Origin of the sequence: Curtobacterium sp. MEB011 (assembly GCF_030209655.1) — a bacterium.
GTDB classification, from domain to species: domain Bacteria; phylum Actinomycetota; class Actinomycetes; order Actinomycetales; family Microbacteriaceae; genus Curtobacterium; species Curtobacterium poinsettiae.
The window spans coordinates 68,658-91,321 of record NZ_JARVRN010000011.1 but is presented as its reverse complement, the minus strand read 5'-3'; the positions used below and the strand labels follow the sequence as shown (position 1 = coordinate 91,321).

The 22,664-nt window shown below is 71.2% G+C and carries 18 protein-coding genes; 5 read left to right on the top strand and 13 right to left on the bottom strand.

The window, feature by feature from the left end:
- Window positions 1-6 precede the first annotated feature (6 nt).
- From QRN30_RS13705 to glgB, 3 genes are all read left to right on the top strand, one after another.
- Window positions 7-2,124: a glycogen debranching protein gene (locus tag QRN30_RS13705; protein WP_284761217.1), complete on the top strand. Its 2,118-nt coding sequence runs from the start codon at window positions 7-9 to the stop codon at window positions 2,122-2,124.
- A 174-nt stretch (window positions 2,125-2,298) separates the two neighbouring features.
- Complete coding sequence (locus tag QRN30_RS13700) at window positions 2,299-4,299, top strand: alpha-1,4-glucan--maltose-1-phosphate maltosyltransferase (RefSeq protein WP_284761216.1); 2,001 nt, start codon at window positions 2,299-2,301, stop codon at window positions 4,297-4,299.
- Window positions 4,296-6,860, top strand: a complete 2,565-nt coding sequence (glgB, locus tag QRN30_RS13695; RefSeq protein WP_284761215.1) for a 1,4-alpha-glucan branching protein GlgB — start codon at window positions 4,296-4,298, stop codon at window positions 6,858-6,860. The genes QRN30_RS13700 and glgB overlap by 4 nt, the downstream gene beginning before the upstream one ends.
- A 252-nt stretch (window positions 6,861-7,112) precedes the next feature.
- Here glgB and QRN30_RS13690 read toward each other — a convergent pair whose 3' ends face one another.
- Both QRN30_RS13690 and QRN30_RS13685 read right to left on the bottom strand, forming a co-directional pair.
- On the bottom strand, window positions 7,113-8,123 hold the full coding sequence (locus QRN30_RS13690; protein WP_284761214.1) for a tetratricopeptide repeat protein: 1,011 nt from the start codon (window positions 8,121-8,123) through the stop codon (window positions 7,113-7,115).
- On the bottom strand, window positions 8,120-9,862 hold the full coding sequence (locus QRN30_RS13685; RefSeq protein WP_031260296.1) for a DUF8094 domain-containing protein: 1,743 nt from the start codon (window positions 9,860-9,862) through the stop codon (window positions 8,120-8,122). The genes QRN30_RS13690 and QRN30_RS13685 overlap by 4 nt, the downstream gene beginning before the upstream one ends.
- Window positions 9,863-10,046: 184 nt before the next feature.
- Here QRN30_RS13685 and QRN30_RS13680 point away from each other — a divergent pair, with 184 nt between their 5' ends.
- Window positions 10,047-11,888 (top strand): coiled-coil domain-containing protein, encoded by a 1,842-nt coding sequence (locus QRN30_RS13680; RefSeq protein ID WP_284761213.1) that lies wholly within the window; start codon window positions 10,047-10,049, stop codon window positions 11,886-11,888.
- Between the two features lie 88 nt (window positions 11,889-11,976).
- On the opposite strand, the gene QRN30_RS13675 is transcribed toward QRN30_RS13680, so the two are convergent.
- From QRN30_RS13675 to QRN30_RS13630, 10 genes are all read right to left on the bottom strand, one after another.
- Window positions 11,977-12,726 carry an alpha/beta hydrolase gene (locus tag QRN30_RS13675; RefSeq protein ID WP_017888235.1) on the bottom strand — a complete coding sequence of 250 codons (750 nt, stop codon included), beginning with the start codon at window positions 12,724-12,726 and terminating at the stop codon, window positions 11,977-11,979.
- Window positions 12,723-13,025: an Rv1322 family protein gene (locus tag QRN30_RS13670; RefSeq protein WP_031260297.1), complete on the bottom strand. Its 303-nt coding sequence runs from the start codon at window positions 13,023-13,025 to the stop codon at window positions 12,723-12,725. Before QRN30_RS13670 ends, QRN30_RS13675 begins: the two co-directional genes overlap by 4 nt.
- 12 nt (window positions 13,026-13,037) lie before the next feature.
- A complete protein-coding gene (locus QRN30_RS13665) occupies window positions 13,038-13,931 on the bottom strand; it encodes an aggregation-promoting factor C-terminal-like domain-containing protein (protein ID WP_017888237.1) in 894 nt (297 codons plus the stop codon).
- 147 nt (window positions 13,932-14,078) lie between these two features.
- On the bottom strand, window positions 14,079-14,627 hold the full coding sequence (locus QRN30_RS13660) for a DivIVA domain-containing protein (RefSeq protein ID WP_017888238.1): 549 nt from the start codon (window positions 14,625-14,627) through the stop codon (window positions 14,079-14,081).
- A gap of 78 nt (window positions 14,628-14,705) precedes the next feature.
- Entirely contained in the window at window positions 14,706-15,650 is a 945-nt protein-coding gene (locus tag QRN30_RS13655; RefSeq protein WP_042539655.1) for a phosphatidate cytidylyltransferase, read from the bottom strand.
- A 65-nt stretch (window positions 15,651-15,715) separates the two neighbouring features.
- Complete coding sequence (frr, locus tag QRN30_RS13650; protein ID WP_284761212.1) at window positions 15,716-16,270, bottom strand: ribosome recycling factor; 555 nt, start codon at window positions 16,268-16,270, stop codon at window positions 15,716-15,718.
- Window positions 16,271-16,317: 47 nt separating this feature from the next.
- Window positions 16,318-17,037 (bottom strand): UMP kinase, encoded by a 720-nt coding sequence (gene pyrH / locus QRN30_RS13645; protein WP_017888241.1) that lies wholly within the window; start codon window positions 17,035-17,037, stop codon window positions 16,318-16,320.
- A 127-nt stretch (window positions 17,038-17,164) separates the two neighbouring features.
- Window positions 17,165-17,992, bottom strand: coding sequence for a translation elongation factor Ts (gene tsf, locus QRN30_RS13640; RefSeq protein ID WP_027465873.1), 828 nt, complete (start codon window positions 17,990-17,992; stop codon window positions 17,165-17,167).
- A gap of 87 nt (window positions 17,993-18,079) precedes the next feature.
- A complete protein-coding gene (gene rpsB / locus QRN30_RS13635; RefSeq protein WP_017888243.1) occupies window positions 18,080-19,006 on the bottom strand; it encodes a 30S ribosomal protein S2 in 927 nt (308 codons plus the stop codon).
- A gap of 321 nt (window positions 19,007-19,327) precedes the next feature.
- Window positions 19,328-20,770: a sugar porter family MFS transporter gene (locus QRN30_RS13630; protein ID WP_259495454.1), complete on the bottom strand. Its 1,443-nt coding sequence runs from the start codon at window positions 20,768-20,770 to the stop codon at window positions 19,328-19,330.
- A 317-nt stretch (window positions 20,771-21,087) separates the two neighbouring features.
- On the opposite strand from QRN30_RS13630, the gene QRN30_RS13625 reads away from it, so the two are divergent.
- Window positions 21,088-21,690, top strand: coding sequence for a M23 family metallopeptidase (locus tag QRN30_RS13625; RefSeq protein WP_083389265.1), 603 nt, complete (start codon window positions 21,088-21,090; stop codon window positions 21,688-21,690).
- A 39-nt stretch (window positions 21,691-21,729) separates the two neighbouring features.
- On the opposite strand, the gene QRN30_RS13620 is transcribed toward QRN30_RS13625, so the two are convergent.
- On the bottom strand, window positions 21,730-22,662 hold the full coding sequence (locus tag QRN30_RS13620; RefSeq protein WP_017888246.1) for a tyrosine recombinase XerC: 933 nt from the start codon (window positions 22,660-22,662) through the stop codon (window positions 21,730-21,732).
- Between the last annotated feature and the right edge of the window lie 2 nt (window positions 22,663-22,664).

Here is a 22,664-nt window from a genome sequence, read left to right as displayed (position 1 = left end):
TGTCGCGTGCACGAGACAGCGATCGACCTGACGCCGGGGTTCTCCCTGGGCGGGACCGTCCCCCGGTTCACCCTGCGGTCCGCGACGGCGACGGGCGTCGTCCTGGTCGTGACGAGCGCGGGAAGCGCCGACGGCGCGGACGGGACCGACCGCTCCGACGGCTCCGAGGGCCGGCCGACCCGACACCCGCTCGAGCGCGTGCCGGACACGGACGTGTGGACCGGCGAGGTCCCCGGGGTCGTGCCCGGCGACCGGTACCACCTGCTCGTCGACGGCCCGGTCGGCCCGCGGCACGAGTTCGACCCGACGCGTCCGCTGCTCGACCCGTACGCGCGGGGCATCCTGCCGACGGGGAACGACGAAGCAGCCGGCCCGCGCTGGACCAGCGTCGTCGTCGACGACGCCTTCGACTGGGGCGGCGTCGTGAAGCCGCAGGTCCCGCTCGACCGCGCCGTCGTCTACGAGGCGAACGTCCGCACCCTGACGGCAGCGAACCCGCACCTGCCGGAACACCTGCGCGGCACGTACGCCGGGGTCGCACACGAGAGCACGATCGCGCACCTGCACCGCATCGGCGTCACCACGCTCGAGCTGCTGCCCGTGCAGGCCTTCGACACCGAGCGGTGGCTCCGCGACGCCGGCCGGCAGAACGCCTGGGGCTACAACACGCTCGGGTTCTTCGCCCCGCACGCCGCGCACGCCTCGGCACCGGCCCGGCAGCAGGGTGCCGACGCCGTCCTGCGCGAGTTCAAGGGCATGGTCCGGCTGCTGCACGAGGCCGGCATCCAGGTCGTCCTCGACGTCGTCTACAACCACACCGCGGAAGAGGGCCTGGGTGGCCCGACGACGAGCCTGCGCGGCATCGACGGTGCGAACCGGTACCGCTGGGCGCACTCCGCCTCGCCGTACCGGGACGGCTACTACGACACCACCGGGTGCGGGAACACGCTCGACACCTCGGTCGAGGCGACCGCGGACCTCATCGTCGACAGCCTGGTGTACTGGGCGCGCGAGGTGCAGGTCGACGGCTTCCGCTTCGACCTGATGGCCGCCCTGGCCCGCGACGGCGAGCACCGGTTCGACCCGTCGCACCCGCTGCTCGAACGCATCCGGAACCACCCCGACCTGCAGGACACCCTGGTGGTCGCCGAGCCGTGGGACGTCGGCCCCGACGGCTGGAAGACCGGGGCGTTCGGTGCGGCCGGGGACCGCACGAGCGAGTGGAACGACGGCTTCCGGAACACGGTCAGGCAGTTCTGGCTCACCGACATCGCCGAGGAGCGCCGCACCGGCTTGCCGCAGACCGGCATCGGCCGGCTGGCTGAAGCGTTGTCGGGGTCGAGGAGTGTCTTCGGAGCCGACCGCGGCCCGCTGGCGAGCGTGAACTTCGTCACCGCGCACGACGGCTTCACCCTGCTCGACCTGGTGTCGTACGACGGCAAGCACAACGAGGCCAACGGCGAGGACAACCACGACGGCTCGAACGACAACCGCTCGTTCAACCACGGCATCGAGGGCGACACCGCCGACCGGGGGGTCCGCGCCGCGCGTGGCCGGTCGATGCGCAACCTGGTGGCGACGCTCATGCTGTCCGCCGGGGTGCCGATGCTCACCGCCGGCGACGAGCGGAGCCGCACCCAGCACGGCAACAACAACGCCTACGTGGTGTCCGACGACCTGACCCCGGTCGACTGGTCCGACGACGAGGACGCCGAGACGATGACCGAGGCCGTCGCCGCGCTGGCCCGGTTCCGGCAGGCGCACCCGTCACTCCGGCCCACCCGCTTCGGCGTCGAGGGCCAGGAGACACCGGGGGCCTCGCGGATGTCCTGGTACGGACCGGACGGGCACGCGATGACGATCGAGGGCTGGGACCAGCCGGTGCACCGCGCCCTGCAGTACTTCGTCGAGTCGACACCGGAGCACGAGCCCTTCGACCGCGTCCTGGTGGTCGTGCACGGCAGCGGCCGTACCCGCGACCTGACCCTGCCGGTGCGCGAGGACGTCCTCGGGTACCGCCTGGCCTGGTCGAGCGAGAAGCACCGAGACCACGAGCGCCTCCGTCCCGCCGGGCAGGTCTTCACCGCCTACGGCCCCGGCATCCACCTGTTCGAGGTGGCGTAGCGCGAGCAGGCGGGTGCGGCCGGGCACAGCGACCGACAGGCGGACGCAAGGCTCGTGGCGGCCCCGCCACGGGCCTTGCGTCCGGTCCTCCACAGGGTCCACGGCGCGCCCGGCCCCTCCACAGTGGGCGGAATCCGGGGAACGCGGAGCCGCCCGCCGGGTAGCGTCGCTTCCGTGGCCACCGCAGACCGACCCCGACGCCCGAAGATCGGGCGCATCCCGATCACCGAGCTCGCCCCGAGGACGCCGAACGGCTTCCCCGGCAAGGCATTCGACGGCGAGGTGATCACGTTCGGTGCGACCGTCTTCCGAGAAGGACACGGCATCATCGGCGCCGACCTCGTCCTCGAACGCCCAGACGGTGGAACACGCACCGTCCCCATGACCCTCGGTGCCCCCGGCACCGACCGCTACGACGCCACGGTGCAGGTCGACCACGTCGGCGTCTGGACCTGGCACGTCGAGTCGTACTCCGACGACTGGGCGAGCTGGCTGCACGGCGCACGCCTGAAGATCGCAGCCGGCGTCGACACCGAGGCGACGCTGCTCGACGGCGCCGTGCTGCTCGACCGGCTGGCCGACGAGACCGGCTCCCCCGCCGCCACACGCGCCGCCGCACGGGTCCGCGACACCGACCTCGACCCGGCGGAACGCCTGGCCGCCGTCGACGACCCGCGCATCGTCGCCGAGGTCGAGGAAGCCCCCCTCACCTCGCTCCGCACGCACTCCGCCACCCAGCTGCTCGACGTCGAACGCACCCGCGCCGGCGTCGGCGCCTGGTACGAGTTCTTCCCCCGCTCCGAAGGCGCGAAGAAGAACCCCGACGGCTCCTGGAAGAGCGGTGACTTCCGCACCGCGGCCCGCCGCCTGCCCGCCGTCGCCCGGATGGGCTTCGACGTCATCTACCTGCCGCCGATCCACCCCATCGGCACCACCGCCCGCAAGGGGCCGAACAACACGCTCACGCCCGGGCCGAACGACCCCGGCAGCCCCTGGGCGATCGGCTCCCCCGAAGGCGGGCACGACGCGATCCACCCCGACCTCGGCACCGAGGACGACTTCCGCGACTTCGTCGAGACGGCGAAGAACACCGGCATGGAAGTCGCGCTCGACTTCGCGCTCCAGTGCTCCCCCGACCACCCCTGGGTCGCCCAGCACCCGGAGTGGTTCACGCAGCGCGCCGACGGCTCCATCGCGACCGCCGAGAACCCGCCGAAGCGCTACCAGGACATCTACCCGATCCAGTTCGACACCGACCCCGAGGGCCTGGTCACCGAGGTCGAGCGCGTCCTGCGCCACTGGATCGCCTTCGGCATCCGCATCTTCCGCGTCGACAACCCGCACACCAAGCCGCTGTGGTTCTGGGAACGGGTCATCCGTGAGATCCGCGACGAGCACCCCGACACCGTGTTCCTGGCCGAGGCGTTCACCCGCCCGGCGATGATGCGCGCGCTCGCCGAAGCCGGGTTCCAGCAGTCGTACTCGTACTTCACCTGGCGCAACACCAAGGACGAGATCGAGGACTACTTCACCGAGCTCTCGCACGAGACGAGCGACTACCTGCGCCCGAACCTGTTCGTGAACACCCCCGACATCCTCACCGAGTACCTGCAGTTCGGCGGCCGAGCCGGCTACAAGGTGCGTGCGGCGCTCGCCGCCACCGGTGCGCCGACGTGGGGCATGTACGCCGGGTACGAGCTGTTCGAGGACGTCGCACGACCGGGCTCCGAAGAGAACATCGACAACGAGAAGTACGAGTACAAGCCGCGCGACTTCGCGCTGGCCGAGGCCGAGGGCGCATCCCTCGCCCCGTACGTCACGATGCTCAACCGGTTCCGGGCGGCGCACCCCGCGCTGCGACAGCTGCGGAACCTGCACGTGCACGCCGCTGACGACCCGGCGATCGTCGTCTACTCGAAGCACCTGTCGGGTGACTTCATCCGGTCGGGTCGGCCCGACACGGTGATCGTCGTCGCCAACGTCGACCCGCACTCCGCCCGTGAGACCACCGTGCACCTGGACCTCGCCGCACTCGGTCTGCCGACCGAGGGCCTGTTCGACGTCCGTGACGTCGTGACCGGTCAGCGCTGGACCTGGGGCGCGTCGAACTACGTCCGCCTGGACGCGTTCCAGGAGCCCGTGCACCTGCTCGTCGTGGAAGGACCCCACCGATGACCCCCGAACCGACCGACCCCACGAAGCGCGGACCGGCCGTGCCGCCGGTGCCGCCTCCGCCGCCGGCCGTGCCGCGCTACGAGCCGAAGGTGTCCGCTCCCGCCGAGGACCTGCCCGGTGCCCCTCCGGCCGAGCGCGAGGCGCCCGACCGCGGCGTGTCGGAGTCCGCGACGCTCGCCGGACACCCCGCCGACCCGACGCACCCGCGGCAGCCGTCCGTGGCGGCCGCCTCGTCGTCGGACGACCCGCAGGCCCCGACCGGAGGCTCGGCACCGGTCGTCCGTCCGGCGTCCGTCGACGCCCCGGTCGCCCCCGGCGCTGCTGCCGCCTCCCCGGCTCCGGCCGATGCCCCGGCCCCGGCCGTCGGCACTGCCGGTGCCGCCACGGACCCGCGCCCGGCACCGATCGAGGACTGGCTGCGCCTGCAGGTGGCCGAGGGCCGGTGGTCCCAGCCGCACGACGTGCTCGGCCCGCACCCCGTCGACGGCGGCACGAGCGTCCGCGTCGTCCGCCACCTGGCCCGCGCGGTGCGACTCGTCCGCCCCGACGGCGACGACATCGAGCTCACGCACGAGGGCGACGGGCTCTGGGCCGGCGCCACGGCCGACACCCTCGGTCGGTACCGCGTCGAGTCGGAGTACGACTACGACGCGTCAACGGACGAGGACGACGCCACCTGGACCACCGACGACGCGTACCGGTTCGCCCCGACGCTCGGCGAGCTCGACCTGCACCTGTTCGGCGAAGGCCGCGACGAGCAGCTCTGGCAGCACCTCGGTGCACACGCCCGCACGGTCGACGGGGTCGACGGGGTCGCATTCGCCGTCTGGGCACCGCGCGGCACCGCCGTGCGTGTCATCGGGGACTTCGAGGGCTGGGAAGGCCGCACCACCGCGATGCGCCGGCTGAGCGACCTCGGTGTCTGGGAACTCTTCTGGCCCGGTGCCGTCGTCGGCCAGCGCTACAAGTTCCAGATCCTCACCGACTCCGGCTGGGTGGAGCGGGCCGACCCGTTCGCCCGCGAAGCCGAGATCGCGCCGGCGACGGCCTCCGTCATCACCGAGTCCACGTACACGTGGTCCGAGGGCGACGCCGCGTGGATGGAGCGCCGTGCGCAGACCACCACGCACGACGCCCCCATGAGCGTCTACGAGGTGCACCTCGGCTCGTGGCGCCCCGGCCTGTCGTACCGCGAGGTCGCCGACCAGCTCATCGGGCACATGGAGTACACCGGCTTCACGCACGTGGAGTTCCTGCCGCTCTCCGAGCACCCGTTCGGTGGCTCGTGGGGCTACCAGGTCACCGGGTACTACGCCCCGACCGCACGCTTCGGTTCACCGGACGACCTGCGCTACCTGATCGACCGCCTGCATTCCGCGGGCATCGGCGTGATCATGGACTGGGTCCCCGGGCACTTCCCGAAGGACGAGTGGGCGCTCGGCCGCTTCGACGGCTACGCCCTGTTCGAGCACCCCGACCCCCGCCGCGGTGAGCAGCTCGACTGGGGCACCTACGTCTTCGACTTCGGGCAGCCGCAGGTCCGCAACTTCCTGGTCGCGAACGCGCTGTACTGGCTCGAGGAGTTCCACATCGACGGTCTGCGCGTCGACGCGGTGGCGTCGATGCTGTACCTCGACTACTCCCGCACCGACTGGCTGCCGAACATCCACGGTGGGCGCGAGAACCTCGACGCGATCGCCTTCCTGCAGGAGACGAACGCGACGGCGTACAAGCGGTACCCCGGCATCGTGATGATCGCGGAGGAGAGCACCTCGTGGCCGGGGGTGACCCAGCCGACGAGCGCCGGTGGGCTCGGCTTCGGGCAGAAGTGGAACATGGGCTGGATGCACGACTCGCTCGAGTACGTGCAGCGCGACCCCGCCTACCGCAGCTACCACCACGACGAGATCACGTTCTCGTTCGTCTACGCGTTCAGCGAGCAGTTCACCCTGCCGATCAGCCACGACGAGGTCGTGCACGGCAAGGGCTCCCTGTACGGCAAGATGCCCGGCGACGAGTGGCAGAAGCTCGCGAACGTGCGCGCCTACCTGGCGTTCATGTGGGCGCACCCCGGCAAGCAGCTGCTCTTCATGGGCCAGGAGTTCGCGCAGCCCGCGGAGTGGTCCGAGGCGAAGGGCCTCGACTGGTGGCTCCTCGACCAGCCCGGCCACCGCGGCGTGCAGGACCTCGTCGCCGAACTCAACCGCGTCTACAAGGACTCCCCGGCGCTCTGGACCCACGACTCGACGGCCGACGGCTTCGAGTGGCTCGAGGGCGGCGACGCACCGCACTCGACCCTCGGGTTCCTGCGGAAGGACGGCGACGACCGCGTCGCGGTGTTCGTCAACTTCTCCGGCGTCCCGGTGGAGCGTCGCTTCGGGCTGCCGACCGCGGGCGAGTGGCACGAGGTGCTCAACACCGACGCGGCCGAGTACGGCGGCTCCGGAGTCGGCAACCTCGGCGTCGTCACCGCCGAGGACACCCCGTGGGCGGGCCGCCCGGCCTCAGCGCACGTCGTGGTCCCGCCGCTCGGCGCCGTCTGGCTGAAGCTGGCCTGGTAACCCGGCCCGCGTCCAGGACGCGACCGACCGACAGACGGGAGGCCCGGTGCCAGCTGGCACCGGGCCTCCCGTCTGTCGCGTTGCGGGTCCGGGCGGTCCTGCGCGAGACGCCGTCGTGTCCGCGAGACACCGTCGTGTCCGCGAGACACCGTCGTGTCCGCGAGACGCCGCGGAAACGCCGAGACGCCGCCGGATCCGGCGGCGTCTCGGCGTGACGACGGCGTCTGCTGCGCCGCACGGACCCGGCAGCGGCTAGTACAGCGCGTTCGCCAGGCGGCGGCGAGCCGCGACCACGCGCGGGTCCTCGGAACCGATGAGCTCGAAGTACTCGACGAGCCGCACGCGCAGGGCTTCACGGTCATCGCCGAACACGGTCGGGACGAGGTCGAGCAGGCGCCCGAAGGCGTCGTCGACGTGTCCGCCCGAGATGTCGAGGTCGGCGACGGCGAGCTGCGCCTGGACGTCCTGCGGGCCTGCGGCAGCAGCGGCGCGGATCTCGTCGGCCGTCCGACCGTCCAACCGGTCGAGCAGCGACACCTGCGCGAGCCCGGCGACGGCCATCTGGTCGTGCGGGTCCTGCAGGATGGCGGTCTTGTACTCCTCGATCGCGGTGGCGTAGTCGCCCTGCTCGATCGCGTCGTACGCGGCCTGGTGGTGCGGCGGGAGCGGCTCCGGCTCCGGCTCGCCCTGCTCCGCGTCGACGTCGGCCACTGCGCCGTCGACGGACACGCGACCGGACACCCCGTTCTGCTCGGCGGCCTGGAGCACCTGCTCGTAGACGTCGCGGACCTGCGCCTCGGGCAGTGCGCCGACGAAGAGCCCGAGCGGGCGTCCGCCGATCACGGCTGCGACGGTCGGGATCGACTGCGCCTGGAACGCCTGCACGAGCTGCGGGTTCGTGTCGGCGTCCACCTTGGCGAGCACCACGCGGCCGTCGTACTCGGCGGTGAGCTGCTCGAGGATCGGTGAGAGCTGCTTGCACGGCCCGCACCACTCGGCCCAGATGTCCACGATGACCGGGACGACGTTCGACAGCTCCAGGACGTCCTGGAACGTCGCGTCGGTGACGTCGATGACGAGCGACGGGACCGTCGGGCCGGCGCCGCTCGCAGTGCCGACGTCGGAACCGGGCGCGGCACCGCCGGCTTGACCCGCCGGGGCCGGAGCGCCGGACGGCTGGGGCGGCCGCTGTGCGCGGTCGACGAGGGACGACAGGTCCACGGCTCCGCGGAGCCCGGACGGGGTCGGGGGGATGTTGCTCATTGCACCTCACTTGCTGCGGTCAGGCCCTGCGTGAACCCGAGCAGGACCACTTTGCCATCCGAGGCGACCGGCGGCACGTAGAAGAGCAGCTGGACGCTGTAGGTGGCGCTGATGCCCTTCTTGCTCGTGTCGACGCCGGACAGTGCCTTCACGGCACCTTCGGTGTTCACCTCGGCGCCCGACGCGGTCGGGGTCACCTTCTCGATCTCGTCCAGGTCGGCGGAAACCAGGGCGCCGGCGTCGTCCGTCGCGATGGCGACGGCGGAGTCGGCGGGGACCTCGGACGAGTACTCGATCTTCGCCGTGTCCGGCAGCGCCTTGGCCTTCTTGTCCTTGTACGCCTTGCCGATGGTCGTGCGGAGTGCGTCACCCTCGGTGGTGAACAGGTCGGCGTACTCGCTGGCGGTGTCCTTCGACAGGATGTCGCCGTAGGCGGTCGCGACCTGGTCCGGCTGGATGGTCAGGAGCTTCGACTCCGGCGCGAGCAGCGCCGCACCGATCGTCGTCGGGGCGAGGCTCGGGATCTTCGCGTCGGCCTCGAGCGACACGTCGTACGCGACCTTGTAGGGATCACGGGCGCTGTCCTGCACCAGGGTCAGGGCCTGCGGCGCCGACTTGGCGTCACAGTCCTCGGCGACGATCGTGAAGACCGTCCGCGGCCAGGTGTCGGTCTGCTGCGGCAGCGCGACGCACACCTGCGCTGCGGAGATGGCCGGCGGCGCCTTGACGTCCGAGTCCTTGCCGCGGATCGAGTAGTTGGCCAGCCGGAGGTCGAGCGCCGCGCCGGAGAACCGGGTGCGGACCAGGTCGCGGTCGCGCGCCCCGTCGGCCTGCTTCGCGACGGCCGCGGCGCGCTGCACGATGCGGGTGATCTGCTGCTTGGTCGCGGCGGTCGGTTCGGTGGGTTCCGCCGCCCCCGTGGCGGTGGCCGTCGGAGTCGGCGTGGCCAGCGACGGATCGCCGCCCTGCGGCCAGTAGTCCGACGAGCAGCCGGCCAGGGTCAGGGCACCGACGAGCAGCACCGGGACGCCGACGAACGCGCGGGTCCCACGACGACCGGGGCGAGGCACCTGCGCTCCGGCGGCGGCGGCACGGCGCGAGGCACGCACCCGCGGCGGACGGCTGCCACCGCTGCGACGGCGGGGACCGCGTCCACGGCGCTGGTGCAGGAAGGCGAGGACGAGCAGCACGAGGCCTCCGAGGACGAACACGCCGCCGGCCACGAGCAGCGGACCGACCGCCGGCGTCGCGGTGTCCTGCGGCCAGGTGACGGACACGTCGCTCGGTGCGGCGGCCTTGCCGTCGCTCACGACCAGGACCGAGACGTCCTGGGGCAGGCGGACGGTGAACTGTCCGGCACCGTCGTACTCCTGGTACCAGAGGTCGCTGCCCTTCGGCGACGGCACGCTCGTCTCGCTGCCCGAGGTCGACCCGACCAGCGAGCCCTTCTCGGCGTCGAAGCGGAGCGTGGTGTGCTCGGCGTCACCGATCCAGGCGTCGACGTCGGCGGTCTTGCCGTACGCCGCGAACACCTTGCCGGAGCCGGACACGTTGATGCGCTGGTAGCCGGGGTTGGCGTTGAGCGTCGTCCCCGGGATCACCGTCACCGGGGCGGAACTGGTCGTCGAGCTCTCGGCCACGAGCGAGGACGGCGGCGCGAACACGGTCCGCTGCCCCACCGCCAGCACCACGAGCAGCAGGCCGATGACGAAACTGACGATCGCCAGGACGAATCGCACGAACACTCTCCCTACCGCGCCGGGGTGGGGATGTCGGCGCGCGAATCAGCGACTCAGGATAGCGAGCATCGCTGGACAGTGCATCAATCCGCGCTGTCGCCGGACTCAGACGACCCGCTCCGGCCGCCACTACAATCGACCGCGGGCCGATCCGGGCCCTCCGCCGAGCACCCAGGAGCGACACGTGGCGAACGACGAGGCCGAGTTCGGGACCGAGCTGCGCGGGTACCGCCGCGACGAGGTGGAGCGTTCACTGAACGACCTGCGCCGCGAGCTCATCAAGTCGAACAACGACCGCGCCGACGCCGCGAAGGAGATCCGTCTCCTGCAGGCCCGCGTGTCCGAGCTGCAGGGCGAGCTGGACGAAGCCGGCACCCCCACGTACAGCGGTCTGGGCACCCGCCTCGAGTCCACGCTGCGTGTCGCCGAGGAACAGTCGACCCGGCTCATCAGCCAGGCCGACATCGACGCCCAGCGGCTCCGAGCCTCGAGCCGCGCCGAAGCTGAGCGCACCGTCCGCGAAGCGCAGGAAGAAGCGCGCGACGCCCTCGAGGACGCCCGCACCCGCGCCACCAACGAGCTGACCCGTGCCCGCGCCGAAGCCGCCGACACCGTCGAGCGCTCCCGCGCCGAGGCCGGTCTGCTCACGCAGGACGCCCGCAACGAGGCAGCCGCCATCCGCGGTGCCGCGGTGACCGAGGCCGCCGAGGTCCGCTCCGTCGCCATCCGCGAGACGAACGCACTGCGCGCCCAGGTCGAGCACGAGGTCGCGGAGCTGCGTGAGATCGCCCAGCGCGAGTCCGCCGACGCCCGCACCGCCGCAGCCGAGCTCGACCGTGAGACCGAGCACCGCCGTTCGGTCTTCGAAGCCGACCACACCCGCCGCACCGAGGACCTCGACCGTGAGGAGACGACCCGGCGCGCGGCCCTCGAGCGCGAGGTCACCGAGGGCCGCGCCGCCTGGCACCGCGAACGGGACGAGGAGCAGCAGGCACACGCGCTGGCCCTCGAGACCGGTCGCGCCGAACTCGAGTCCGAGGTCGCGCGTCGGCGGGCCGAGCTCGACAGCGAGATCGGTGACCGCCGCCGCGAACTGGACGAGGAGCTCGCGGCCGCCCGCGCCGAGTGGGAGCGCGAACTCGCCGTGGCCCGCACCGACCTCGAACAGGAGATCGAAGCAGCCCGCGCCCAGCTGCGCGTCGACGAGGAACAGACCCGCGTCGAGAACGCGCGCCTGGTGCAGGAGACCGCCGACCGGATCGCCCGCGAACTCGAGCAGCACGACGCCCGGATCGCGCAGGAGCGGGCCGAAGCCGACGCAGCAGCCGAGCGTGCCGTCCGCGAGCACGAGAACGCCATCGCCGCCCGCCGCGAACGCGAGCACGCCGAGGTCGACGCCGAGATCGCCGACCGCCGGACCGCCGAGCTCGGGGTGCTCGAAGCCGAGCGCACCGCCCTGCAGCAGGAGATCGACACCGCCCGCGCCGCCCTCGTGAAGGAACGCGACGAGGTCCGTGCCGAGATCGCCCGGGCACGCGACGAAGCCCGCACGACCCTCGAGTCGGAACTCGCGGCCCGCCGCGACGACGCCGAGCAGGACTACCTGCAGAAGCACCACGAGACCGTGACCGAGACGCAGAAGTACCTGGACGAGGCGAACCTGCAGCTCGCCGAGGCCACGCGCCGCGCCACCGAGGCCCGTGAGCGAGCCGAGCGTCTGCAGCAGGAAGCCGACGACCTCGAGCGCACCAGCACGGCCGAGGCGCAGGAGCACGCACGCACCATCGTCGCCGACGCTCAAGACCGGGTGCACCGGATGGTCGCCGACGCCGAGGAGCGCACCGCCGGTGTCATCGCCGAGGCCGAGGACCGCCTGGCGGCGATCCGCACCGAGCGCGAGGCCGTCGCGGGCTACCTCGAGAACCTCCGCGGGGTCCTCACGAACGCGACCGGCCTGCTCGGCACGGCGCCAACCGCAGCGTCCGCTGCGGACGAGCGCGACGACGTGGAGGCGACCGAGCGCTGACGGTCACCGGCCCGGAGGCCCGACACGCGCCTCCAGGCCATCCCACCTGCAGCAGGTGGCGGGGCGCACGGCGTGCCGTGGGCGTTGCTCAGACCGGCCAGTGGGTCGGCAGCGGTGCGCTGCCCGGGACGACGAGGTCGGCGATCGCGTCGAGCACGATCCGCACGTACCGCTCCCCCACCCACAGGTGCTTCGCGCCCGCGACGGGCACCACCCGGACGTTGGGAGCGAGCGCGAACCGCGCGGCCGCAGCTTCGGGCTGCAGGAAGTCGTCGTGCTCCGGCACGAGCGCCACGACCGGGACGTCGACGGCGGCCCAGCGGGCGAGCTCGGCGTCCGACGTGCGGTGCAGCGGCGGTGACAGCAGGACGACCCCGGCGACGGTGCCGGCCTCGACGTGTTCGAGTGCGTGCTTGAGGATGACCTCGGTGCCGAACGACCACCCCACCAGCCACGGCGTCGGCAGCCCGCGGTCGACGACCTCGGCGACAGCGGCACGCAGGTCGAAGCCCTCGGAGACGCCGTCGCCGAAGCCCCCCTCGGACGTGCCGCGCGGCGACGTGACGGATCGGAAGTTGAACCGCAGCACCGCGATGTCGGCCAGGGCCGGCAACCGGGCAGCGGCCTTCTTGAGCACGTGGGAGTCCATGAAGCCGTGTGCGGTCGGCAGGGGGTGGAGCGTGACGATGGTGCCGCGGGCAGGCGCGTCGGCGGGCTCGGCCAGTTCCCCGACGAGCGTCAGGTGGTCGTCCGTGACCAGCTCGACCTCGGTGCGTCGGGCGGGCAGCTCGGTCGCGGAGCGGATCTCGGTGTCGTGCGTCACGTCGCGCTCGGTCATGCGATGCTCCAGCAGTGGTTGTGCCAGTGCCGACGGGACGCCAGGTCGGCGGCGTCACCCAGGACGCCGTCCGCGCGCCAGACCACCACGTGGGCGGTGCCGGGCGACACGGTGCCACCGCAGCCCGGGCAGATGTACTCCTTCTGCGCCGACGCGGCGGAGATCGGCTGCACCTGGTACTCGCGACCGTGGCGGACCTCGGTGCGCTTCCACGAACTCATCAGCCGATCGAGGGTGGACTCCTCGTCAGGCTCGACGTCGCGACCACGGGGACGCCGCGGCCGATTGCTGCGCGGCACCCGAGCAGCCGATCAGTACCAGTTGTTGGCCTGGCTGTGACCCCACGCACCACAGGGGGTGCCGTACACGCCGGCGATGTAGTTGAGACCCCAGGTGATCTGCGTCGCCGGGTTCGTCTGCCAGTCGGCGCCGGCCGTGGCCATCTTGCTGCCGGGCAGGGCCTGCGGGATGCCGTACGCACCGCTCGGGTTGTAGGCGTTCACCCGCCAGCCGGACTCCTTGTTCCAGAGCGAGACCAGGCAGTTGTACTGGTCAGTGCCCCAGCCGCGGGCCGTGACCTGCTGCAGGGCGATCGCCTGCGCGCTGCCGGGGTCGGGGGTCGCGGCGGTGGCCGCGAGCGTGTTGGCGGCCGAGACCGGCTCGGAATCGGGGGCTGCGGCATCCGCGGCGTCGTCGGTGGCATCGGCGTCGTCGTCTTCGACGACGGGCTTCACGACCTTCGGGGCCGGCACCGTCACGCCGTAGCCGTCGCGGTCGGCAGCGGCCTCGCCGTAGGTGCCGTGTGCGGTGTACTGCTGGGGTGCCGGGGCCTTCACGAGCACCGGGGTGTCGACGGCGGCCTGTGCCACGTCGGCCTGCAGCGGGTTGAACAGCGACCCGCCGACGAACAGGAACACGCCGACGAACGACAGCATCGGGGCCGTCGCGCGCTTGCGGGCCACGGCGTTGACCGACGCGACACGGGCTGGCTCGGCCAGCTTCGGCGTCGTACGGCGCTGGACCGTCGCGGTGCGCTGCTTCGGGGAACGCTGCTCGGCGACGAGCGCGTCGTGGGCGAAGGACGCCACACGCTCGTCCGAGACGCGGTTCGCCGCGACCGACTTCGGCGTGGCCACCGGCCCCGTCGCCGCTGCCTGCGGGGTCACCCCGAACGCCGACGTCTCCGTCGTGCGGGTTCGCTGCATTGCCGCGCGGCGCTCACCGGAAGCCTGGAGGCTGAGGTGCTCGCGGGTATCGCGGTCGGAGCTTGAATCTGCCGTGTGCCTGCCCATGAGTAGGACCAGGGTAACGGAACGATCACGGAAAGCGAAGCACCTGGGGACAGCGCGTCGTCATCGGACAGCGAGCATCACTTCGACGACGGCGTCGAGCACCGCGTCGACCTGCGCCTCGCGGTACCCGCCGTGCTTCGGGCGGAACACGATCGAGCGCACCTCGGTGAGACTGAGCGGCTTGCCTTCGCGGAAGTACCCCGCGAGTCGGGCGGCGAAGGCATCGACGTCCTTCGGGTGGTAGCCGGTGCCGAGGACGCTCACCCGGCTGAACCGCTGGCCGTCGGGCCGCTCGAGGCGTGCCACGACGTCCGACGCCTTCGTCCGCGCCTCGGCGTACCAGGCCTTCTTGCCGACCTCGCTCATCTCCCGCTCACGCTCGCGCGCCGCGAAGGCGTCCTCCAGCCGCTCGAGAGCGGCGTCGACGTGCGAGGTGGAGTAGCCGCCCTTGCGCATCGAGAACGCCGTGGCACGGATCTTCGCAGCCTCGATGCCGGGGGCACTGTCGTCGGCGGAGTACGCGCGCCGGGCGTCCTCGAGGAAACGCTCGACTTCGTCGACGTCGTAACCGAGGGCGGAACGGGCTGCGGTCGGGAAGGTGGTGGCCACGGCGTCATTCTGCCAGTCCCGACCCGTGGCACAACCTGGACGCGCTGAGTGCCACGTACAGCCCGGCCCGGGGGCGGGTCAGTGGTTGACGACCAGGTACAGCACGTAGGCGACCGCGGCCGACGGCAGGATGCTGTCGATGCGGTCGAGCAGTCCACCGTGCCCGGGCAGGAACGACGAGATGTCCTTGATGCCGAGGTCACGCTTGATCATCGACTCGGTCAGGTCGCCGAGCGTGGCCGACCCGGAGATGAGCACACCCAGCACGACACCGGTCCACCAGGGCAGCCCGAGCATGAACACGGCCACCAGGATGCCGACGACGATGCTCGCCGCCACGGACCCGGCGAAACCCTCCCACGTCTTCTTGGGGCTGATGCGGGGTGCCATCGGGTGCTTGCCGAGGTTCAGGCCGGTCGCGTACGCACCGGTGTCGACCGCGACGACCACGAGGATGAAGCCGATCACCCAGAGGTTGCCGTCCCGCTGGGCGGAGAGCAGCACGACGCAGGCACCGAGCAACGAGATGTACGCCTGGACGAACAGCCCGTTCGTCAGGTCACGGACGACGTTGCCGGCCGGGGGCTTCTGCCGGGCGAGGGCGACCTCGACCAGGCGCCAGACGCTGATCAGGACGATGCCGCCGAGCAGCGTGAACAGCGCCGGGGCCTGCCCGTACAGGAACGCCGCCGGCACCACCGCGATCGCGACGGCGACGCTCGGGATCCGCGGGACGTCGCGGCCGGCGAAGCGCATCGCGCTCGTCAGCTCGTAGACGCCGACGCCCAGCAGGAACGCCGCGACCACCATGAAGGACGGCGTGAACAGGAGCAGCGTGCCGAGCATGACGACCGCGAACGCGAGCGCGATGCCGATCGCCGCCGGCAGGTTCCGCCCGGTCCGCGCCGTCAGTGCTTCGTTCCGCGCACCGAAGTCGGCCTTGCGCTGGCGGAGCTGCGCCTCGAAGTCGGTGCGCGCCGCACGTGCGCGCGCATCGAAGTCTTGGCGGAGCCCCTTCTTCACAGGCCCGCTCGTCGCGGGCCCGTGCTCTGCTGTGGGGCGGTCATCGCCCTGGTCGGAGCGACGCATCAGACCTCGAGGAGTTCGGCTTCCTTCTTCTTCAGCGCGTCGTCGATCTGGTCGACGTGCTTCTTCGTCAGGCCCTCGAGGTCCTTGTCGCCACGCGAGATCTCGTCGTCGGAGATCTCACCCTTGAGCGCGTCGAGGTCGTCCTTGGCCTTGCGGCGGATGTTGCGGATGACGACCTTGTGGTCCTCGCCCTTCGTCCGCACGAGCTTGACGAACTCCTTGCGGCGGTCCTTGGTGAGCTCGGGGATCGTCACGCGGACGATGTCGCCGTCGTTCGTCGGGCTGGCACCGAGGTTCGGGAACGTCGCGATGGCGCGCTCGATCTCCTTGAGCGCCGACTTGTCGTACGGCGTGACGATGAGCGTTCGGGCCTCGGGCGTCTGCAGCGACGCGAGCTGCGCGAGCGGCGTCGGGGTGCCGTAGTACTCGACCGGGATCTTCTGGAAGAGCGCCGCGATGATGCGGCCGGTGCGGACGGTCGAGAAGTCGTCCTTGGCGACCTCGACAGCCTTCGCCATCTTCTCGGTGGCTTCGGTCAGGACATCACTGATCACGGTGTTACTCCTTCGGTACTGGCGTCGAGTCTAGTCAGCGCCGGGGGTCAGTTGCTGACGACGGTGCCGATGCGCTCGCCACGGATGGCGGCCTGGACGTTGCCGTCGCCCTCCATGCCGAAGACGTGCATCGGCATGCCGTTGTCCATGCAGAGCGAGAACGCGGTGGCGTCGACGACCTTGAGGCCCTTGAGCAGTGCGTCCTGGTAGGTCACGTGGTGCAGCTTCTCGGCCGAGGCGTCCTTCTTCGGGTCCGCGGTGTACACGCCGTCGACGCCGTTCTTGGCGACGAGGACCTCGTCCGCCTTGATCTCGAGCGCACGCTGCGCCGCCACCGTGTCGGTGGAGAAGTACGGCAGACCGGCGCCGGCACCGAAGATGACGACCCGGCCCTTCTCGAGGTGCCGCTCGGCCCGCCGCGGGATGTACGGCTCGGCGACCTGGGTCATCGCAATGGCGGACTGCACGCGCGTCGCGGCGCCGGCCTGCTCGAGGAAGTCCTGCAGCGCGAGCGCGTTCATCACCGTGCCGAGCATGCCCATGTAGTCGGCGCGTCCGCGGTCCATGCCGCGCTGCGAGAGCTCGGCGCCACGGAAGAAGTTGCCTCCGCCGACGACGATCGCGATCTCGACCTCGCGCGCGGCGACGGCGATCTCCTTGGCGATGGTGCCGATCACGTCGGGGTTCACCCCGAGGGAGCCGGCGCCGAACGCCTCTCCCGACAGCTTCAGCAGAACGCGGCGTCGTCCGGTCTTCTCGTCGGTCATCTGGTCCGCACCCTTCGTCGTGGTCTCGTGGAAATGTACTCGCGGATGTGTCGCGCGCGTGTCGTGTCGGTGCGCGCGAAAAACGGGGCCAGGAACCTCGTTGGTTCCTGACCCCGTCACGGGTTCGTTACGCGCCGACCTTGACGCGGGCGAAGCCCTGGATCGTGATGCCGGCGTTCTCGGCGGCCTTCGCGACGGAGATCTTGTTGTCCTTCGCGTAGTCCTGGTCGAGGAGCGACACCTGCTTGATGTAGGCGTTCACCCGACCCTCGACGATCTTCGGGAGGGCGGCCTCGGGCTTGCCCTCTTCGCGCGTGATCGCCTCGACGGTCGCACGCTCCTTCTCGATGGCCTCGGCCGGGACCTCGTCGCGGGTCAGGTACGTCGGGTTCGCGAACGCGACGTGCTGGGCGATCGAACGCGCCTCGGCGGCGTTGTCACCCTCGTACGCGATGACGACGGCGATCTGCGGCGGCAGGTCCTGGCTGGTCTTGTGCAGGTAGATCTCGAAGGCCGAGCCCTCGACACGGCGGACCGTGCGGACCTCGAGCTTCTCGCCCAGCGCGGCTGCCGACTCGTTGACGACCTCGAGGACGGTCTTGCCGTCCAGCGGTGCAGCGTTGGCGGCGGCGACGTCGGCGGCACCGGCAGCGGCGACCGCACCCAGCACCTTGTCGGCGAGGGTCGTGAACTTCTCGTTCTTGGCGACGAAGTCGGTCTCGCTCGCGAGCTCGACGACCGTGGCGGCGCCGTTCTCGGAGGTCGCGACGACGACGCCTTCGGAGGTGGCTCGGTCGTCGCGCTTGGCGACGGCCTTGGCACCCTTGATGCGGAGCAGCTCGACGGCCTTGTCGTAGTCGCCGTCGGCCTCGACGAGCGCGTTCTTCGCGTCCATCATGCCGGCGCCGAGGTCCTCGCGGAGCTTCTTCACGTCAGCAGCGGTGAAGTTTGCCATTGACTGGAGTCCTTTCTGGACTGTACGTGTGTGGAGAGTGGAGTGCAGTCGGGGCGCCGGACCCGGTGGGTCCGACGCCCCGGCGGCTCACTCGGCGGGGGTGGTCTCCGCGGCTGCCTCGGCCTCGGCCGTCGGCTCCGCGTTCTTCGCCTCGTCGGCGATCGGCTCGCCGATCTCCTTCGCGGCGACCTGCGCGTCAGCGTTGTTCTCCTCGACGGTCGCACCCTCGGGGGCGGCGTCGGCGGACGGGGTTGCCGTCTCGCCACCGAGGAGCTCCTGCTCCCACTCGGCGAGGGGCTCGCTGGCCTCGTCCTCGTCGCCACCGTTGTGGCGGGTCTTCAGGCCCTCGGCCGCGGCGTCGGCGACGATGCGGGTCAGGAGACCGACGGAGCGGATCGCGTCGTCGTTGCCCGGGATCGGGTACGTGATCTCGTCGGGGTCGCAGTTGGTGTCGAGGATGCCGATGATCGGGATACCGAGCTTCTGCGCCTCGTCGACGGCGAGGTGCTCCTTCTTGGTGTCGACGATCCAGAGCGCGCTCGGGGTCCGCGTGAGGTTGCGGATACCACCGAGGGTCTTGTGGAGCTTGTCCAGCTCGCGCTTCTTGATGAGGAGCTCCTTCTTGGTGAAGCCCTTCGTCGTGTCGTCGAAGTCGATCTCCTCGAGCTCCTTCATGCGCGCGAGGCGCTTGGAGACCGTCTGGAAGTTCGTGAGCAGACCGCCGAGCCAACGCTGGTTGACGTACGGCTGGCCGACGCGGGTCGCCTGCTCGGCGATGGAGCCCTGGGCCTGCTTCTTGGTGCCCACGAAGAGGATCGTGCCACCGTGCGCGACCGTCTCCTTGACGAAGTCGTACGCGCGGTCGATGAAGGCCAGCGACTGCTGCAGGTCGATGATGTGGATGCCCGAGCGCTCGGCGAGGATGAAGCGCTTCACCTTCGGGTTCCACCGACGGGTCTGGTGTCCGAAGTGGACGCCGCTGTCGAGCAGCTGGCGGATGGTGACGACGGCCATGTGCCGTCCTCCTTCTGTGTTCTCGGCGCGCAGCCGTGCTCTCGCACGTCGCTGCAGACCTGTTGCGGTTGTGTCGATCGCGACCGTCGGTCGTGATCCCTGGTGTCCTGGCACGCGACCGCCCGCTCGTGAGAACGGGACCGGTGGTCGGGTACCGAGCCGATGAGGGCCTGGTGGACACGCGAAGTCAGCGCGCATCAGCACGCTGCTGGATAGATGCTAACAGAAGGGAGGCCCGGATCACGCGCGCCTCGCGGCTGACGTGATCCGGGCCTCCTGTCCGGTCGATCCGGCGGATCTCCGCGGCTCCGGCCGTCCTGATCAGGCCTTGGCGTCCACCGGGTCGCCGTCGGCGGAGATGCCCATCTCCTCGAGCGAGCGGCCCTTCGTCTCCGGGATCTTCGCGATGACGAAGAAGAGCGACAGCAGCGCGAACAGTGCGTAGATGCCGTACGTGACGGTGAGGTTGAAGCCCGAGAGCACCGGGAACGAGATCGTCACGATGAAGTTCGCGATCCAGTTGGCGGCGGAACCGATCCCCAGCGCCGTGGCACGGATGCGGTTCGGGAACATCTCACCGAGCAGGACCCACATCAGCGGACCCCAAGTAGCGCCGAAGGACACCACGAAGAGGTTCGCGAAGATCAGCGCGATGACGCCCCACGAGCCGGGGAGGCTCGGGCTGCCGTCGACGATCGTCGCCTGCGAGAACGCGATGGCGACCATGGTGAGCGAGACGAACATGCCCGCGGAACCCGCGACCAGCAGCGGCTTGCGGCCGACCTTGTCGACCAGGAAGATCGCGATGAAGGTCACGGCGACGTTGACCACCGAGGTGATCGTGGAGATGAGGAACGAGTCCTCCTCCTTGAAGCCGACCGCCTGCCAGAGCGTCGTCGAGTAGTAGAAGATCACGTTGATGCCGACGAACTGCTGCAGCACCGCCAGGATGATGCCCACCCAGACGATCGGCTGGAGCCCGAAGCGGTTGCCCCGGATGGAGCCCTTCTTCTCGCTGGCTTCCTTCTTGATGCCGTCCTGGATCTCCTCCAGGCTCGTGTTCACGGTGTCGCGCGGCACGATCTTGCCCATCACCACGCGCGCGTCGTCGTCCCGCCCCTTGGTGAGCAGGTACCGCGGGGACTCCGGCAGCGTGATCGCCAGGACGCCGTAGACGACCGAGGGGATCACCCCGACCAGGAACATCCAGCGCCAGGCAGCCAGGCCCCAGACCTCGGCCGACGCGCTGCCCGCGGTCACGGCGAAGAGCTGGTCGGACAGGAGCGCGGCGAAGATACCGAGCGTGATCGCGAGCTGCTGGAACGAGGCCAGCCGCCCGCGGATCGCCTTCGGGGAGACCTCGGAGATGTACGCCGGTGCGATGACCGAGGCGGTACCGATGCCGAGACCGCCGACGAGACGCCAGACCACGAGGTCCCACGTGGCGAACGCGAACGCCGATCCGATCGACGAGACGAAGAACAGCACGGCGGCCCAGAACATGATCCGGGTGCGGCCGTAGCGGTCGGCGAGACGGCCGGCGAAGTAGGCGCCGAACGCGCAGCCGATCAGGGCCGAGGCGACCGCGAAGCCGCTGGCCGCGTCGGAGAGGTTGAACTCACCCTTGATCGCGTCGACGGCGCCGTTGATGACGGACGAGTCGAAGCCGAACAGGAAGCCACCGACCGCCGCCGCGATGGCGAACAGGGTGACCTTCCCCTTGAACGCACGGTCTTCGCCGTGCCCGGTGGTCGTGGTGGACACGATGCTCCTGGGTTCTGCCGCCGTGCCGGTGTGCAGCACGGTGCCCCGGCGGTCGGCTGGTTCGCCGTCCGAGCGGCGTTGCGTGTTCCGGAGCGGCCCCGACTGTACTCCTCGCCCGGGATGTGGTCATAACCGGGTGCGAGATCGGGACGACTGGTCGGCGTGCCGACGCGGATCGACGGTGTCGCTGTCGGACGACGTCGACTCCGTCGCATCGGCCGTCGCGTCGTTCCTCCCCAGGCCTGGAGGCGCGACTCCCCCTCCACGGATCGCCCCGTGTCCGCCACGGGGCCGGTTCCACGGCCGAGGCTGGGGACATGCGATCGAGCTCCCGTCCCGTCCTGCTGTCCGTGGTGTGCGCGGCGGTGCTGTGCGGGACGGCGGCGTTCGGTGCGGGGGTGTTCGGGACGGCGGCGTTCGGGGCGGCGGCGTTCGGTGCTGCGCCGTCGTCGGGAGCCGGGCCGTCGGTGACTCCTGCGGCCGACGCCGACGGAGCCGAGGCCCGCTGGGTCTGGCCGACCGGGTCACGGGTGGTCGAACGTGCGTGGGAGGCGCCGTCCTCCGACTACGCCGCCGGCCACCGCGGCATCGACGTCCCCGCGGCCCTGGGGACGACCGCGTCAGCGGTGGCGGACGGCACCGTGGCGTTCGCCGGCGCGGTCGGCGGCCGCACCGTCGTGACGATCGACCACGGCAGCGGGCTGGTCAGCACGCTCGACTCGGTGACGCCCCTGGTCGCCGCCGGTGACGAGGTCGTGCAGGGCGATGCAGTCGGGCGCGTCTCGGTCGGGCACTGTCCGGCGACGGCACCGTGCCTCCACCTGGGTGCGCGGGTCGACGGTCGCTACGTCGACCCGATGCCGTACCTGCCGCCTGCCGAGTGGCCGGTGCTGCTGCCCGAGTCGGCGTGGCCCGGCTGAGCCCACCGGCGACCGAGCGTCAGGGACGTCGGCGCAGCGTCAGGCGCGCGGGTGCGCCGTCCGGTAGACCTCGCGCAGCCGCGCCGACGACACGTGGGTGTAGATCTGCGTCGTCCCCAGGCTCGCGTGCCCGAGGAGTTCCTGCACCGCGCGCAGGTCCGCTCCCCCGTCGAGCAGGTGCGTCGCCGCGGTGTGGCGGAAGGTGTGCGGGCCGCTCGGGCCCTCGCCCGGCAGATCACTGAGCAACCGCGCCACCACGCGGTACGCACTCCGGACGCCGAGTCGGGCGCCACGGTCGCCGAGGAACAGCGCCGTGCTCGCCGGGCCGACGCTCCGAGCGGCGAGGGCGGGCCGTCCGCGCTCCAGCCATGCCTCGAGCGCATCGCGCGCCGGAACGCCGAACGGCACCACGCGTTCCTTGCCGCCCTTGCCGAGGACCCGCACGGTCAGGCGTCCGCGGTCCAGGTCGGTCACGTCGATCCCGACGAGTTCGCTGACTCGGATCGCCGCCGCGTACAGGAGCTCGACGAGGGCCAGGTCCCGCAGCGCCGTCGGGTCGTCCGTCGCGGCCCGGGCGCCGAGCCCGTCGAGCAGGGTGCGCACCTGGTCGGCGGACACCACTCGGGGCAGGTGCGCTCCACCCTTCGGCGCACGGAGCCGGACCCCGGCATCCGTCGGGGTCACCCCGGTCTCGCTCGCCCACCGGGTGAACGCCCGCACGGACGAGGACCGTCGGGCGATGGTCGACCGGGCCAGCCCCCGCTGGTCGGCGTCCCAGAGCCAGTCACGCAGGAGCTCCAGCTCGACGTCGGCGACGCGGTCGACGCTGCGGCCGCCCGCGAAGGTGACGAGCTGCTCGAGGTCGTTGGCGTACGCGCGGAGGGTCTGCTCGCTGAGGCCCCGCGCGTGCCGCGCGTGTCCGAGGAAGGCGTGCACCGCCGCCTCGAGTCGATCGTCCGTCCGCGAAGCCACGA